The following is a 14,554-nucleotide window of genomic DNA, read 5'->3' as shown; positions in this document are numbered from 1 at the left end:
CGCCCATGGTACTGTGTCTCAAGACACGGGAGAGTCGGTCGCCGCCAGGCCTGCCCAGCACAAGAACACTCACGCACCACATTCCCTCGACACGACCGGTCATCGGCCGACGCCACGCACACCGTGCCGCGACCGCGACCGATACCGATAACAACACCGACACCGCCGCGGGGTGGAGCAGCCCGGTAGCTCGTCAGGCTCATAACCTGAAGGTCGCTGGTTCAAATCCAGCCCCCGCAACCAAAAACACAAAGCCCCTGCGCTCCAAGCGCAGGGGCTTTTGCTTGTCCGGATCGCCGCCGGCGCCTTTCCGGGATAGCGCTTCGCGCATTGATCCGTGGTTCGAATTGGCGGAGGGGAGGGCGCGAAACCGTTGCCTCCGCTCAGCGCGGCTTCACCGCACTCGATCGGCGGTGCTCCGCGTAGATCCGCATGGCGAAGCGCCCGGCCGGGCGGGCGCGCATTTCGGCGATGGTCTGCTGGAGGATCGGCGGCATCTCCGCGTAGGTCGGGAGCGGGCCGCCGTAGCGGGGGGGCAGGACCAGGGGGCCGAGCGCGTTGGCGAAGGCCATGTCGGAGAGGGTGAAGCGGTCGCCGACGAGGTAGGGTCGCCCATCGGCCAGCCGCGCATCGACGCTCGCCACCACCGAGCGGATCTGCGCCAGCGCCGTCTCCGCGTTCGCGGCCGACAGCTTGAGCAGGAAGGTCAGCAGCCACGAGAAGACCGGGTAGGCAAGCCATACCGTCAGCCGCTCGAACCAGGGCGTGCCTTCGCCGAGCGGGCGGAGCATGATCGCGCGGTGCGGCAGCAGGTGGAAATAGCTGAACACCGCGACCGCGCCGCCCAGCGTCGCGTTGAAGCGCGGCCAGTCGGCCTCGACCGCGTCGCGCTCCTTCGTACTGAGAGGGGGCAGCAATTGCAGGTCCGAGGGCGCCAGGGGATCGAGCCCGTCGATCATCTTGCGCACGCTGTCGAAGGGCGGGCGGCCGGCGCCGGCCAGCAGCGGGAAGTGCAGGGTCTGCGCCTTCCACCACGTCACGGCGAAGGAGAAGATCAGCGTGTGCCGGTCTTCGACGTAGGGCACGCGGTACTGGCCGAGCAGGAAGCGGGAGAGCTCGCAATCGAGGCTCGGCGGGAAGGTGACGAGGCTGGATTCGCTCATCGGCTTGCCTCCGTGTCGTACTCGACGACGAAATGGACCGGGAACGGGGTGCCGTCGCTGTCGATCCGGCCGAGCGGACCGGCGGCGCGGCGCAGGCCGGGGCGAGCGAGCAGCGGCTTGAGGATCGCCGGGATCAGCACCCGGTTGACGTGGGCACCGAAGCAGGTGTGGAGGCCTTCGCCCCATAGGATGTAGTCTTCCCACGGGCGGTCGGTGCGGAAAGCGTCGGGCGCTTCGATCGTGAGCGGGTCGAACATCGCCGAGAGGTTGGCGGCAAACACCATGGTGCCCTCGGGGACGGTGCAGGCGCGCAAGGTCGAGCGGGCGATCACGGTCTCGCGCAGGGCCCGCCGGTAGATCACCGGGTTGACCGGGGCGAAGCGCAGGGCCTCGAACACGTGGGCGGCCACCCCGGCATCGTCGTCGGCTTTGGCCGCCGCGACGGCGCCGTCCAGGGCCTCCGGCCGGTCGAGGAGGGCGTCGAGCGCTTGGCAAGCGGCCTTCGAGGTCGTCGGCACGGCGCCGATCAGGAGGCCGATGAGGTTGTCGCGGATACCGGTGTCGTCGGCGCCGGGCGTGCCGGCGGCTTGCAGCGCGAGGCAGCGGCCGAGCACGTCGTCCCGCTTCTCGTCCGAGGCTTTGCGTGCCTGGATCGTCTCGTCGAGATAAGAGCGGAGCGCCGCCGCGGCTTCCCGCGCCCGCAGGCCGACCGCCGGGGCGGCGTTGAGATCGAGAAACAGGTACCAGAACAGGGTCGTGGTCCAGTCGATCATCGCCCGCTCGGTCGGGCCGGGTGTCCCGAAGTATTCGCCGACGAGTCGGGCCGGCACGCGCAGGCTCAGGGCCTGGGGCACGTCGATGCGGCCGTCCTTGCCCGCGACCAGCCGCTCGGCCAGCGCGGCGGCGAAGGGCGCGACCACGGTCGCGACATCCTCGCGGCGCATGGCGAGGCGCATCAGCGCGACGTCGCGGGTGTAGTCGGGCGTGTCGGCCATGCCGAGGAAGAAGTTGCGCCCGCCGGTGATCATCCGCATGCGCGGCTCGTAGACGACGGCGAAATCCGCGTCGCGGGCGAGCACCTCCTGCACGTCGGCGTGGCGCGTGACGATCGCCGTGCCGGTGTTGGGGTAGGCCGTGATCAGCGAGCGGCCGATCACGAGGTTGGGCCGAAACACCCGCAGGACGGAAAAGACCAGCACTTGCCCGCTCGGCGCGGTCAGTGCCGCCGCGACGCGCGAGCCGAACGTGCCCTGGCCGCCTATGAGCGCCCGGATCGCGATTCCGGCAAGGCGAACCAAGGCCACGAGCGCCGTAGCGAGCGCGCTCACGCGCACGGCGAGCGCCCGAAACAGGTTTGTCAGAACAGACATATCGGGCGCTCGCCTAAGTCGCAAAAACTAGAGCATCGTCCCGAAAGGTGGTTTCCGGCTTTCGGAAAAGACGATGCAGTACAAAAACATAGGGCATCGTCCTGAATCCTATAATTAGGACGGTGCTCTAGGTCGGGTCGACCACGCCCATGGCGATCAGGCGGAGCGCCGTCATGCTCGGGATGAAGAAGTATTCGCCGCCGCGCATCTCGACGAATTGCGGTAGCTTATCGGCGAAGAACGGCGGTTGGCCGCTCTTCGGGTCGGCGGCGATGACGAACTTGGAATCCTCGCCGTGGTTGCCGATCAGTGGGCAGGTGTCGCTGGCGACGTTGAAGTCGAGCCCGTAATTCATCCATTGCTGCTGGACGAACTCGAACTGCCGGAACAGGCTGGAGCAGATCGCCAGGAAGACGATGCCCTCGTCGCCGTTGGGATCCTGGTAGGGCAGGCCGCGCCGCAGGATGCGGCGGCGGTTGTTGAGCACCGAGCCGTTGGAGCTGGTCTTATCGCCCGGCTTGTAGGTCGGGTCGAGCATGTCGCGGGGATTGGCGCGGCGCAGGTGCGCGCCGAGCGGGCAGCGCAGGCCCTCGGGATCGTCGCCGAACATGAAGTCGACCAGCGATTTGGCGATGGGGTCGTCCTGCTGCTGGCGCCCGCCGGCCTCTTCGCTGAGGGCCACCTTGGCCTTGCGCGTGCCCCGCTCTTTCACCTTCGCCTGGAAAGCCTGCCACTCGGCGTAGGTGGGGGCGGCCATCAGCGGCACCCCGTCGGACCAGCGCCCGGCGATCTTGGCCCGCACCGTCTCCTCGGCCTCGTCGAGGGGCACGCCCATCACTTTGGCGTAGCTCTCGGCGTAGCGGGTCATGGCGTCGCGGAAGGCGGTCACGTCCTGGCCGAGCTTGCGGTAGGCCATGAAGGTGCCGTTGCGGGTGAGATCGAAGGGGCGCCCCGCGCCGGAGAGCTCCTGCGCCTCGTCGGGGTAGCCGAGCAGGAACTCGCCGGTGGCGAGAGAGCGCCACGTGCGCTGCGGCGTGATCGCGCCGCCGCCGATCGCGCGGATTGGCTCCATCACCGCGTCGTACTGACCGTCGAAGACCGGATCGCCGAAGCCGTCGGTGAAGCCGAACGGCTCCTTGGAGGTCGGCACCGGCCCGTTCTCCCCCTCCCGCATGATCGCGGAGGCGTCCTGATACTCTTGCTCGCCGTCGCGGCCGTGGCCTTTGAGGATGACGACGCCGTCATCGACCGCCGCGCACTGGTCGCGCAGCCACTGGGTCGCCCGCTCCAGATCCTCGACCGGCGTGCCGTCGGGGTTCATCGCGGCGTTGAAGGCGAGCAGCGCGTGGACCTGTCGTTCCCCTTGCGGGTCCTCCCAGATCGGGTCCCATTTCCACAGCGCGTCCGGATCGGGGCCGCGGTCGCCGAGGATGGCGGCGCGCAGGCCCATCCCCTCGATGAATTCGGAGGGGAGTTGACGCAACGTCGTGGTCGGCAGGCCGAGCCGGTAGAGGCCGTAGAAGGTGAAGGCGATGTTGATCGTCACCTTCGGGCGCGGCACCACGACGCCGCCGCCGTCCGGGTAATGCGCCCGCGACTCGTCCCACTTCACCGCGGTGGTGATGGAGGGGCGGATGCGATCGACGAACTTGCGGCCGTCCGTGGGGTTCTTGATGTGCAGGAAGACGTAGCGCGCCTTCGGGAAACCCTGCCGCCCGTAGGCGCGCAGGATGTTGCCCTGGATGTCGGCGAGATCGAGCGCCCGGGCCATGGTCACGGCTCTCCCTGGGTCGGTTCCAGCTTGGGCAGGGCGCCGGCGGCGGCGGCCGGCGCGAGCGGCGACGGTTCCTCGTCGTCCTCCAGCGCAGGCAACAGCGGACCCGGCGCCACGGGTTTGGGCGCGACCGAGCGGACGACGCCGGCCTCTTGCGTCGGCCCCGTCACGTCGGCGGGCTTGTGGTCGGCGAGGAATGTCCCGAACGCCGCGTGCAGGGCGTCGTCGTCGAGGCCCTGGCCGTCGATGGCGAAGCGGGTGAAGGCCTGCTGCAGGTAGAGCGCCTTGAGCACCGAGGGCAGGTCGGAATCGGGGGCCGCCGGGAACGGCTCCTGGCCGGTGCGCATCACCCGACGGTAGGCGACGAACAGGCTGACGGCGAGCGCAGCAAAGCCCAAGGCCGCGATCCAGAACCACGGCCCGCCGTGGAACAGGCCGAGCAGCACGGCGAGCGCGGTGACGGCGGCCGCCGCGAGCGGCGGCCAGATCAGCGTCTCGACCGAGAGCGAGGGGAAGGGAGGGCTCTCCGTCCAGTAATCGTTGAACGGCATCGTCGTCTCGATCTGGCAGCGCAGCACGTAATCCTGGAAGCTGCGGCTGTCCTTGATGCCCTTGAAGCCCTCGCAGGTGTCGAGGATCGAGGTCAGTTCCTTGCTCATCGTCCGCCACAGCTCGTCGAGGTAGCTGCGCAGCTCGCTCTCGTCGCCCGTCTTCGCGTCGAAGTCGGCCACGAACATCAGGTAGGGGCAGGGCAGTTGATCGACCGGCTCGGCGAGCACGGGGTTGGGGCCGCGCAGGGCCACCTGCAGGGCGTTGCGCGCATTGCGGCCGTTGAACACCACGTCGGTGAGGATGGCGAAGCGCGCGAAATGCGTGCGGGTGGCGCGGGAGAACGGGCTGTTGATGCCGATCCGCTCCGTCTCGGGCGATTGCAGCGCGGTCGGCAGCACGAGCAGCGCGCGGTGCAGGGCCGCGACCGGCGAGCAGGTCTGGCCGTCGTCGGTCATGAGCACGTCGGTGCGCACGGGCACGAGCACGGTCAGGAAATAGTGGCCGCCGTCGAAATTGGGCATCGGGCGATTCCGGATGAGGGACGGGGCGCCGTGGGCACGGCGTCGGGGCTCGCGCGGGCGGCGCCTATTGGAAGGGCGGCGTCGGCGTACGCCCGCCGATGAAGGGCGCGCGGTTGCGGTCGGCCTCGTCAGTGTCGGTGCTGGCGATCGGCGCGTAGCCCGGCCAGCCGAGCATGTTCTGGAGGCCGGGGCGCCCGCCCGCGCCGGTCATGGCCTCGCGGTAGGCCTTGGCGAAGGCCTGCGGGCCCTCGGCATGCGCGGCGCCGAGCCGCCGCAACCCCTGCGCGACCCGGAGCGCCGCCTTGACGTCCCGCTGGGCCGAGCCGGGCGTGGCGTTGTAATAGTAGCTCGTGTCGAACTGGTTATCCTGGATGTAGTCCTTGAACGGCGTCACCGGAATCGAGTGCGGGTATTTGATGCTCGAATACCAGAACAGATCCAGGCCGTTGGGGATGCCGTCGGAGAAGGCGTCGATGTATTGGTCCCAGGTGCCGTTGAAGTTGCTGACGAACAGCATGTAGTCGTTGGCGAGCCGGGGCTTGCCCTGGCCGAGATCGGGCCACTGGTCGCGCCGGATCATCACCCAGCGGGCGAAGTGAATCAGCGACAGGCCGAGCAGTCCCTGCAGGAAGCCTGGCATGCAGCGCGCGACCATGAACAGGAACTGGTTGATCCACGTCGTCCACGGCCGCATCGGCGTGACGACGTTCATGCCGTAGGCCTTGCCAGCCACGTTCGACACGGCGCTTCCCCCTGGTGACGACGGCCGGAATCCCGCTCGCCCCGATCACCGGCGCGACGGCTCCAAGTCCTTGTTGTGACGTGCGTTGTTGCGACGAGCCGGCCGCCGGTCCGTCGCGTGGTGCCTTCAGTCGCGAAGCGTGCGGGCTCGGTCCAAGCTCAGGGCTACACTGTCCGAGCGTTCGAAACGCGCGCCGGAACGGATCGCATCAAGGATCGAAGCATCGATCACCTCGCGAATATCGAGAATTCGTCGCCGATCCGTCGCCGGATCGACCCACGCAACAGCATCAAAACAGGTGATCCGCAATCCCGTGTCGGGCGAGATCGCGAATCGTCATCGAAATCGGGCGACCGGCCAGTGAGGACCGATTCGCTTGGTCTTTATAGGGAGAAAAATTCCGATTCGACAATCGGGTTTTCCCACAGGATTTCCCGGCCTCGTTGCGCCCGTCTGTCAGGCGGCCGGGGGCGACGCAGGCGCGCGCACCCATCGCCCCTCCGGATCGGGGGCGTAGGTCAGGAACTCGGCGGTGCCGAGATTGACGGCTTCGATCGCCTCGGGGGCGATGCGGTCGAGCTGGACGAGGAGCGCGCGCAGCGAATTGCCGTGCGCGACCACCAGCACCGAGGCGCCCGCGCGCAGGCGCGGCAGGATGGTGCCCTCGAAGAACGGCCAGACCCGCGCGGCGGCCATGGCGAGGCTCTCGCCGCCCGGCGGCACCGCCGCGTAGGATTTGCGCCAGGACCGGACCCGCTCCGTGCCGAACTGCGCCCGCGCCTGCGTCTTGTTGAGGCCGGCCAGCGCCCCGTAATCGCGCTCGTTGAGGGCGGGGTCCGACTCCACCGGCAGGTCGGGCCGGCCGAGTTCCGTCAGCAGCAGCGATAGGGTGGTCTGCGCGCGTTGGAGCCGGCTGGTGAAGGCGACGTCGAAGTGCAGGCCGCGCTCGCGCATGGCGCGGCCCGCAGTTTTGGCCTCCTCGACGCCGCGGGGCGTCAGGGCGGGATCGCGCAGGCCCGAAAACAGGTCGCGCGCGTTGTCCTCGCTCTGCCCGTGCCGCATCAGCACCAGAGCCGGCGCGCGTGTCGTTTCGTTCATCCGCTTCCCCGTCCGCGGGGCGCGCGCGGCCCCTTCGGGCGCTCCTTTGCCCCAAGCTCGGCCATCAGGCGAGGGGGGCAGAGCATCGGCCCGAAAGGTGGGAACCGGCTTTCGGAAAAAGCCGATGCGGCATGGGAGTCTACCCGCCCTGGAGGTTTTCCGCGAAATCCTCCGGCACCTCGCCGAAGGCTTCGAGGATCGCCACGCTCTCCAGTTCGCCGGTCTCGTCGTCGGCCACGATCTTGAGCGCCGCCGCGCCGGGCAGCCGGCCGGCCACGGCCTGCGCCTTCTTCAACGCGCCGCTCTCGGTGCCGACGACCTCCTTCGTCCCCGGCACCAGCCGCTTGCGCTTCAGCTCGAACGCCTGGACGACGTAGGTGGTCTTCATGGCCATGGCCGGTGTTCTCCGCAGCACTGTCTCGGCGCCTGCTCTCCCACGTGGCGCGCGCGAAAGCGATGGCGCCGGGCGCGCAGGGCGGCGCTGGGGGCAAAACCCGATCGCTTGACTGTGCGAGAGGCCGCTGAGGGTGGCTTGCGGACGTTACCGGCGCTGTAAGTCCGATATGGGTCCGACTTTAACGAACCGGCCCTGACAGACGCCTTCGGCCCGTTGTCGACACTGGACCGTTCCGCTTCGAGGCTCTTATCACCCCTAGTCTCGGCACCTAGCGTCGCTTCCAACGAGCCGAGCACATCAATGATAAGACGACGTAGGTTCGAGTAGGGGCCCGCCTGTGCCGAATGCGGAAAATGAGCACCGACCACGGAAGGAGTCTAAGGAAACATCGCCCAAAGCATCACGGCGCGTTAAGTGTCGCTTTCCAGATCACACATAGGCGTGAAGCCGAATAGGGCTTCCGAAATGATGTGATCCAGGCATGAATCAGGCATGCACGAGGGTTAGCTGAAGGCCTGTGCACAGGACACGGCATGATGAAGGTCTGGTTTAGTAGTAAGTAAGAGGGGCAAGCCCAGCTGACCGCGAACGGAAGGAGGTACTCCCACTACCCTTTCCTAGTGGCATGACATATACCTGCGCCTTTTCCCCTAGAGTTGCTTATATCAGTTTTTCAACTTACAAATGAAATTAAAAATCCTGCAGGGGAACAATACGGATTGCAGCCGTCGCATTCGGTATGGTGTGGTGGAGCTTGACGGGAAGGCAAGCCGCTCGGCTTTATCGTCCCAAACCAAACGCTGCGGCACTAGTGTTGTTGAGGATTTTTCATGTCATACGCAACCTACGTTAAGGTAAAATCAACCGTAAGTTTTCATGCATTCAGTCCAAATAAAGTGCCTGATAATTGGGGCCTGAACTCTGACAAGCTTTATTATGATGGAGTTATGCTTACTGACGTGCCTAAGATTACTGCCTATGCCTCTGTTTCGAAAGGATATTGGCAGCCTGGGCAATTTATATTGACTGGAACAGTTGCGGCCTTCGTAACCAGAAGTGTCGATTTAGTAATTGAGCAGCCTTCTGAAGATAAATTGCCATATGGACCAGAAGGGTATGGCTGGAATGGATCTAGTGGCCCTCAATACACCTGGACTATGCATGACGATCTATTTAAAAGTGATTATAATGGCTCAATAACTTCTTACCAATGGTATAATATATATCACGATATGCCTTCTTTGTTCACAGAGAAATCTGAAACACGCGATCTTAATAAGCTCAAGGCCTCAAATTTCTTCTTTTACTCAGCTGGATCAAGTAAAAATGGTAATGATGTTGTAACACTCCCAAACTCGGCCACAAAATGGAGTGAGTGGAGTATATCAACGTCTCCGGACGGCCGCTATCAGTTTGATGCGGGAAATGGCAATGACAACATTACCGGTGGACGAATGCATGAGAATATAAATGGTGGGGCTGGTGATGATACGATTAGGCCCGGCGGAGGCAGAGATCTCGTTGACGGTGGCTCCGGCAAAGATACTTTAGTCTTGGACGGCCTTAACTACGAATATGTTCTTGGGGGTAAAATAAAGTCTGACAATAAGCATATCGTTGTTCAGAAGCAATTGAACAATAAAACGGTAGAAACTGACATTATTTACAATATCGAGGTAATAAAATTCAATAATAAACAATTGAAAATCACAAAATGGTCTGAACTCGTATCGCTTTCAACTGTAAAAAATCTAAATATAAATCCTGATGGGACGAAGCTTACAACGCCCACAGCAGCGCTTCTCGAAGATTTGCTTGGAACTCCGATTAATAATGGCAATGGCACTTATGCATATAGCAATCATATCAAGGCGATGCTGGCGCGGGATAAATCGTCTGTTGTGATCGACGGAGTAAAATATGATACTATCAAAGTAGTGGCGGACTCCCTTACAAAAATAATGAATGAAGCATCCTCAATTTATGGTTCTCTCAAGGGGATGACACCTATACTAGAGAGTCTTTCATCTGCAGGTGTCCTAGTTCCGAGAAAAATAGATGGCAAAGAAAGTTTTTCATCCCATTCCTGGGGAACGTCTATCGATTTAAAGGTCGATGGTATCCTGGACTATGTAGCGGACGGGCAGCTGCATCTTGCTCTTGCAAAAATTACACCTCTTTTCAATAAAGAGGGGTGGGTCGCCGGTTCTGGCTTCTCCGGCGGCCGCGAAGACGACATGCACTTCGAATTTTCAACTGCCAAACTTATGTCGCTGTTCGCAGATGTTAAGCAGGGTAGCGCAGGTAAAGATGCGATTAGCGGCAATAACAAGGATAATTATTTAGTGGGAAATGGCGGGGACGATATAATAAGAGGAGGCAATGGTATCGACACCCTGAAGGGCGGATTAGGGAACGATACCCTGTATGGCGGAAAAGACTCTGACTTCTTTGTGTTTGACACTATACTGAACGCAAAAAATAATGTTGATCGCATAATGGATTTTCAATCTGTCGATGAAATTGAGCTAGACCATGCCATATTCACTAAGCTTGGTAAATCGGGTCATGCCCTTGACACGTCGCAGTTTTCCCTCGGCGACGCGAAGGATATAAATGACTACATCCTTTACGATCAGAAATCAGGTGCGCTCTCCTACGACGCTGATGGTAATGGTGCGGCAAAGGCGGTTGTTTTTGCGGTTCTCGAGAATAGGCCGACTAACATAACGCACGCTGATTTTTTTGTAATATAAGAGCTTGCCGAAAACAGAAGCGAGAGGATCGGAGACCTCTCGTTTCGTCCCTACCGCACCCTGACTGCGAGTCCAACTCGCGAACTCGGTGCTGCCGTGTAGGATCGAACTCGGTGAAACCGATGGCGTGGTCGTTCTCGCTGAGGTTCGCTGTCAGCCCTGAAGGCTCAACCTGCGCCTCCCGCAAATCGGCCAACATTCGACAAACGGCTCCGCTTCAGCGGGGCCGTTTGACGTCGGGATGCCCGAGTGAGCCTCTGGCATCGTCGGAGCAGATCTACCCAATTGTTCGCTGCGGCTCTCACTCCAGACCTACGCCACGTGAGAAGCGAATGTCAGCCTCTCACCTCTGCAGACCAAGCGTGCGGTTCGATTTATGTGTGGAGAGGAGAACCGGCGCTGTCAGTCCGCTTTGGGGCCCCTTAAGCGAACCGGACTTGACAGCCGCTTTCGACCAAATGCGACCTTGCGCTATGAGTGAGAGATGACAACCGATGCGAAGGCCCTCTGGGACGACCTCAAGGCCGAACTATCGAACCGCTCGGGCGAGCCCAGTCCAGGTTTGGGTGATCGTATCGAGAAGGCGATGGCACCGGCTTATGACTTGATCAGGGCTTTTGAGCGGGAGCGCGATCATCAACCGTTCGCCTCCCAAGCGCCATGTCCCATCTGCGGAACTGGAACGGTGAAATATTGGCGGAATGCGCCGCTTGTCGGCGGCATGAAGTGCAGCACGTATGAGTGCATCGCTTTGAACCTCTGATAATAGCAGCCCATCCGTATGGTTCGGTTTAGGTGTGCCCATAGCGCACCCTGCGCCGCGGTCTGTTTTGGATATCGACACGGACCATCCAAAACGGAACTTTCCATGCGAACCATCCATAGAGAACTGGCCTGGTGGAATGCTTGGAAGCGGACACCCCGCGAGTCCGCTTAGGGTGGGAAGCGGAGATTGGCTCGCTGCCCGCAAGCGGACGTTCTGCATCCGACCCAACCCAGTCATGGCTGTGAGGAAGCAGAACTCCATAAAGCAGCCGTTCGGTGCGTGCATCAGCACCGAACGGCTGCTGGTCTGGGAAAGCGGTGTGAGGTCGACCGGCGTTGAGCGCCGGGGCTGGCCTATGCCAAAACCGACGTGAGACGGCTTCAGGCGCTGCGGGCTTGGTCCGGATGACGCCCTTCCGCAAACTCCTCGACGATCTTGGCACAGAACGCCGGCAGGTCCTTCGGGTTGCGGCTGATGACGAGGCCCTTGTCGACCACCACCTCCGCATCGACCCATTCCCCGCCCGCGTTGCGGATGTCGGTCTTCACGGTCGGGAACGACGTCAGCTTGCGCCCCTTCACGACGTCGGCCTCTCCCAACGTCCAGGGGCCGTGGCAGATGACGCCGACCGGCTTGGCTTGCTGAAAGAAGTCTCGGACGAAGCCGACCACGGCCTCGCTGCCCCGGAGCTTGTCGGCCCCCACGCTGCCGCCGGGGATGACGAGACCGTCAAAGTCTGAGGCGGACACGCCGTCGCTGACCTTGTCGACCGGGTACTTACCGGCGGGGTCAGGTCGTTGTTGACGGCCTCGGCCTCTCCTGCCTCAAGCCCGACCACCGTGACGGTCGCGCCGGCTGCAAGCAGCGCCTCGCGAGGCTTCGTGAATTCTGGCTCCTCCGTCCCCGGGGGGCGATCAGGATGGCGATGGTTTTCCCTGAAGGGTCATGGATCGTTCCTCTGCATGACAGTGGGTAAGGGGCGCCTCAGGCCGGGATGCTCTCGGGCGAGGCGGTATTCTCGGCGGTCACGGCGTTTTCCCGGTGGCGGAAGTCGCTCAGCGCTTGGTAGACCTGCAAGCGCGCCCGCATGATCGAGCCCAGCGGCCGGTGCGCCACGAGGCTGTGCGCCGGGCGGAAGGTCATCACCTCGTCGAAGTAACGCACCCGCTCGGGGGAGTAGGCGTCCTGCCGAGGCAGGCGGATCGTCGCCACCGTGCGGTACGGGCTGATCGAGACCGGCCAGTCGACCGAGGAATCCTCAATGGGCTGGCGCTCGGCATCGGCCCAGAGCTGCGCCTTCAATTCGAACACCACCTCGTTGTCCCTGAGGAAGGCGACCGTGGCGTGCCGGAAGCCGTCCTCGTCTTCATTCGGGTCCAACCGCCACTCGGACAGCGCGCGCTGCGCCTCGGTCGCGGGCACGGCCCCGAGCTTGGCCACGTAATCGCCGAAGCGTACCGGCGCCTGGCTGAAGTAGCTGTCGGCAAGCGGATGGCTGTAGGGGTGCCCGAAGAAGTCGGCGAACGCGCTCTCAGTGCCGAAGGCATGGAGCGCCTTGTTGATGTTGCGCATGGTCGACGACACCGCGCTCTTCACCCCCTCCGGCAGGCCGGTCGACTTGCCGATGACCGTGCCGTCGCGCAGGAAGCCCGCCGCCGTGCCGGACGGGAAGGTGGTCCCGGTCGCGAGCACGAAATCCTGGGTGTCGACGGAATGGCCGGGGAGCTTCTCTCCCGGAACGTCGAAAACCTTGATGGACATGCCGCGGTGGGTCGACACCCGGTCACCCAAGGTCTCGCCTGGTCCTTGAGCGAAACGAACCGCCACAGGGTGGGTGCCGGGCGTGGCGAACAACCCTTGCGCCAGTTCGGGTGCCAGGCCGGCGGAAATCGTCAACTCGCCCGTCACGCAGGCGGAGCTTTTGGCATGGCTGGCACGCACGGCATGGTGCTCGCGTGCCTCGACCGTCTCCGATTGCTGCGTCATGCCTTGGATGATGCCGTCAATCGTCTTCTGCTCGTCCGGCGCGGGCCGCTCGATGTTGGGCGCGTATCGAAGGTAGGTCAGGATTTTCCTCCCGGTGATCGGGGAAATGATGCGGACCGCAGCAGGGGAGAGCGAAGCGGACGCGGGGTTCGACGTATCGAGTCGAAAAGGGAATCCTGCTTCGAACATCGGGGGGCTGCGCGCTGTTCCCGTTCCATGATGAATTCGCGTCCGTGTAAAATCCGCCTGAGTTCGGCTGCGCTATAAGTTGGCCTCGAAGCGCTGCTTTGTTTTCGCGGCAAAAGCAGTTGGACCATGGACCAGTTGCTGAGCGGAGGAGGCAAGCTTGGCCGCTATGTTCGACGACCCGTGGATGACCGTGGGCTCGGGTGTTCGACGAGCAATTTAAGGCGCATCCTTCCCAATCGTTTCAAGGATTACGCGCACCGTCTCGGCAGGCTGATCCCAATGCGGGAAGTGGCCGCAGCGCTCGAACCAGTGCAGCTGGGCCGACGGGAATGCTATCTGGGCGCGTGCAGCTTGGCGCGGCAGCAGCAGGTGGTCCTGGCGGCCCCAGCCTATGGTGACAAAGCCGGGGGTCGTTGCCGAACCCTGCTGCAACGGCCCGTGTGCCAGCTCACGCAGCATCGCATCGAACACCGGTGTGGCCGCCAGACTCTGCAACTCTCCTACGACAAGCTGCGGTGGCAGCGCCCACGGACGGGCCGACAGTTGGGCCAGTAACAGCGTACGGGTGACGGCGTGGCGCGACAGGCCGGGATGGAAGGGCTGCAGCAACCGCACCAAGCGTATCGATGCCGCGAGCGTCCAGTGGAGCCAGCGCGTTTCCCACCCACGCCAGAAGCCGCCGGGATCAAGCGCCACGCAGTGCCGACCGATGCCCCGCCGCGCCAGCTCCAGCACCAGCCGGCCTCCCACCGAACTGCCGACAAGGTCCGCTGTCGTCAAGCCTTGAGACGTCACGAAGCCGGCGAGGGCGTCCGCGTGGGCCTCCATCGTCTGCCGACCCGCGAGCGGGGCCGACCTGCCATGTCCTGGCAAGTCGACTAAAATCAGTTCGCACAAGTCGCGCAATGCGGGCAGGAGCGGATCCCATGTGCGGAGATTGGACCCGAGCCCATGGACCATAAGCAGCGGCCGGCCCGTGCCGATACGTTCGAAATGTAGGGACATGATGGCATTGTCCTTCAATAATTGCCCTGCAGTCCGAACAGTGGTCCGTCGCAGATTTCGTCAGGCCGGACGTTTCAATCAGATCCATGGGCCCCTCACACCGGACGCTTCTCGGCGGGGTCACCGGTCTGATAGTCAGCTACGGCGCGGAGCCGATCCGGCTTCGCAGTTTTGGAAGCGCCGGATGTCACCGGTGTGAGACATCACAGATGGTGCTTTCCCTCGTGGGAAGGTC

12 protein-coding genes, 1 tRNA gene and 1 pseudogene are annotated in these 14,554 nt (G+C 63.2%); 3 read left to right on the top strand and 11 right to left on the bottom strand.

What is annotated here, in order from left to right; genetic code table 11:
- Positions 1 to 166: 166 nt before the first annotated feature.
- Positions 167 to 243 (top strand) — tRNA-Met (locus ASG52_RS08250).
- A gap of 140 nt (positions 244 to 383) precedes the next feature.
- On the opposite strand, the gene ASG52_RS08245 is transcribed toward ASG52_RS08250, so the two are convergent.
- The 8 genes from ASG52_RS08245 to ASG52_RS08215 form a co-directional block, all read right to left on the bottom strand.
- Positions 384 to 1,163, bottom strand: coding sequence for a glutathione S-transferase C-terminal domain-containing protein (locus tag ASG52_RS08245; protein WP_056241502.1), 780 nt, complete (start codon positions 1,161 to 1,163; stop codon positions 384 to 386).
- On the bottom strand, positions 1,160 to 2,533 hold the full coding sequence (locus ASG52_RS08240; RefSeq protein ID WP_056241500.1) for a cytochrome P450: 1,374 nt from the start codon (positions 2,531 to 2,533) through the stop codon (positions 1,160 to 1,162). Before ASG52_RS08240 ends, ASG52_RS08245 begins: the two co-directional genes overlap by 4 nt.
- Before the next feature lie 127 nt (positions 2,534 to 2,660).
- Positions 2,661 to 4,304 carry a Dyp-type peroxidase gene (locus ASG52_RS08235; protein WP_056241497.1) on the bottom strand — a complete coding sequence of 548 codons (1,644 nt, stop codon included), beginning with the start codon at positions 4,302 to 4,304 and terminating at the stop codon, positions 2,661 to 2,663.
- Between the two features lie 2 nt (positions 4,305 to 4,306).
- Positions 4,307 to 5,380 (bottom strand): hypothetical protein, encoded by a 1,074-nt coding sequence (locus tag ASG52_RS08230; RefSeq protein ID WP_056241494.1) that lies wholly within the window; start codon positions 5,378 to 5,380, stop codon positions 4,307 to 4,309.
- Between the two features lie 64 nt (positions 5,381 to 5,444).
- A complete protein-coding gene (locus ASG52_RS08225; RefSeq protein WP_056241491.1) occupies positions 5,445 to 6,122 on the bottom strand; it encodes a hypothetical protein in 678 nt (225 codons plus the stop codon).
- Between the two features lie 126 nt (positions 6,123 to 6,248).
- Positions 6,249 to 6,431 carry a hypothetical protein gene (locus tag ASG52_RS27015; RefSeq protein WP_156383850.1) on the bottom strand — a complete coding sequence of 61 codons (183 nt, stop codon included), beginning with the start codon at positions 6,429 to 6,431 and terminating at the stop codon, positions 6,249 to 6,251.
- A gap of 147 nt (positions 6,432 to 6,578) precedes the next feature.
- Complete coding sequence (locus ASG52_RS08220) at positions 6,579 to 7,220, bottom strand: 2,3-bisphosphoglycerate-dependent phosphoglycerate mutase (RefSeq protein WP_056241489.1); 642 nt, start codon at positions 7,218 to 7,220, stop codon at positions 6,579 to 6,581.
- 139 nt (positions 7,221 to 7,359) lie between these two features.
- The gene (locus ASG52_RS08215) at positions 7,360 to 7,614 is read right to left on the bottom strand and encodes a hypothetical protein (RefSeq protein WP_056241486.1); all 255 of its coding nucleotides are present in this window, start codon (positions 7,612 to 7,614) and stop codon (positions 7,360 to 7,362) included.
- Between the two features lie 833 nt (positions 7,615 to 8,447).
- On the opposite strand from ASG52_RS08215, the gene ASG52_RS27010 reads away from it, so the two are divergent.
- Entirely contained in the window at positions 8,448 to 10,373 is a 1,926-nt protein-coding gene (locus tag ASG52_RS27010; RefSeq protein ID WP_156383849.1) for a M15 family metallopeptidase, read from the top strand.
- A 484-nt stretch (positions 10,374 to 10,857) separates the two neighbouring features.
- Positions 10,858 to 11,136 carry a hypothetical protein gene (locus tag ASG52_RS27005; protein WP_156383848.1) on the top strand — a complete coding sequence of 93 codons (279 nt, stop codon included), beginning with the start codon at positions 10,858 to 10,860 and terminating at the stop codon, positions 11,134 to 11,136.
- Between the two features lie 383 nt (positions 11,137 to 11,519).
- Here the strand turns inward: ASG52_RS27005 and ASG52_RS28620 are convergent.
- The 3 genes and pseudogenes from ASG52_RS28620 to ASG52_RS08200 form a co-directional block, all read right to left on the bottom strand.
- Positions 11,520 to 12,090, bottom strand: a pseudogene (locus tag ASG52_RS28620) (type 1 glutamine amidotransferase domain-containing protein).
- A 33-nt stretch (positions 12,091 to 12,123) separates the two neighbouring features.
- Positions 12,124 to 13,206, bottom strand: coding sequence for a catalase family protein (locus ASG52_RS08205; protein WP_056241550.1), 1,083 nt, complete (start codon positions 13,204 to 13,206; stop codon positions 12,124 to 12,126).
- A gap of 324 nt (positions 13,207 to 13,530) precedes the next feature.
- On the bottom strand, positions 13,531 to 14,319 hold the full coding sequence (locus ASG52_RS08200; RefSeq protein ID WP_056241483.1) for an alpha/beta fold hydrolase: 789 nt from the start codon (positions 14,317 to 14,319) through the stop codon (positions 13,531 to 13,533).
- Positions 14,320 to 14,554 lie beyond the last annotated feature (235 nt).

The organism is Methylobacterium sp. Leaf456 (assembly GCF_001425465.1).
GTDB lineage: Bacteria > Pseudomonadota > Alphaproteobacteria > Rhizobiales > Beijerinckiaceae > Methylobacterium.
This window is presented reverse-complemented; position numbering and strand designations above follow the sequence as displayed.

Bases quoted from the DNA above. Each gene is read 5' to 3' on its own strand.
- ASG52_RS27010 (WP_156383849.1), top strand. From the start codon at position 8,448: ATGTCATACGCAACCTACGTTAAGGTAAAATCAACCGTAAGTTTTCAT.
- ASG52_RS08215 (WP_056241486.1), bottom strand. From the start codon at position 7,614: ATGGCCATGAAGACCACCTACGTCGTCCAGGCGTTCGAGCTGAAGCGC.
- ASG52_RS08230 (WP_056241494.1), bottom strand. From the start codon at position 5,380: ATGCCCAATTTCGACGGCGGCCACTATTTCCTGACCGTGCTCGTGCCC.
- ASG52_RS27005 (WP_156383848.1), top strand. From the start codon at position 10,858: ATGACAACCGATGCGAAGGCCCTCTGGGACGACCTCAAGGCCGAACTA.
- ASG52_RS08245 (WP_056241502.1), bottom strand. From the start codon at position 1,163: ATGAGCGAATCCAGCCTCGTCACCTTCCCGCCGAGCCTCGATTGCGAG.
- ASG52_RS08240 (WP_056241500.1), bottom strand. From the start codon at position 2,533: ATGTCTGTTCTGACAAACCTGTTTCGGGCGCTCGCCGTGCGCGTGAGC.
- ASG52_RS08235 (WP_056241497.1), bottom strand. From the start codon at position 4,304: ATGGCCCGGGCGCTCGATCTCGCCGACATCCAGGGCAACATCCTGCGC.
- ASG52_RS08200 (WP_056241483.1), bottom strand. From the start codon at position 14,319: ATGTCCCTACATTTCGAACGTATCGGCACGGGCCGGCCGCTGCTTATG.
- ASG52_RS08220 (WP_056241489.1), bottom strand. From the start codon at position 7,220: ATGAACGAAACGACACGCGCGCCGGCTCTGGTGCTGATGCGGCACGGG.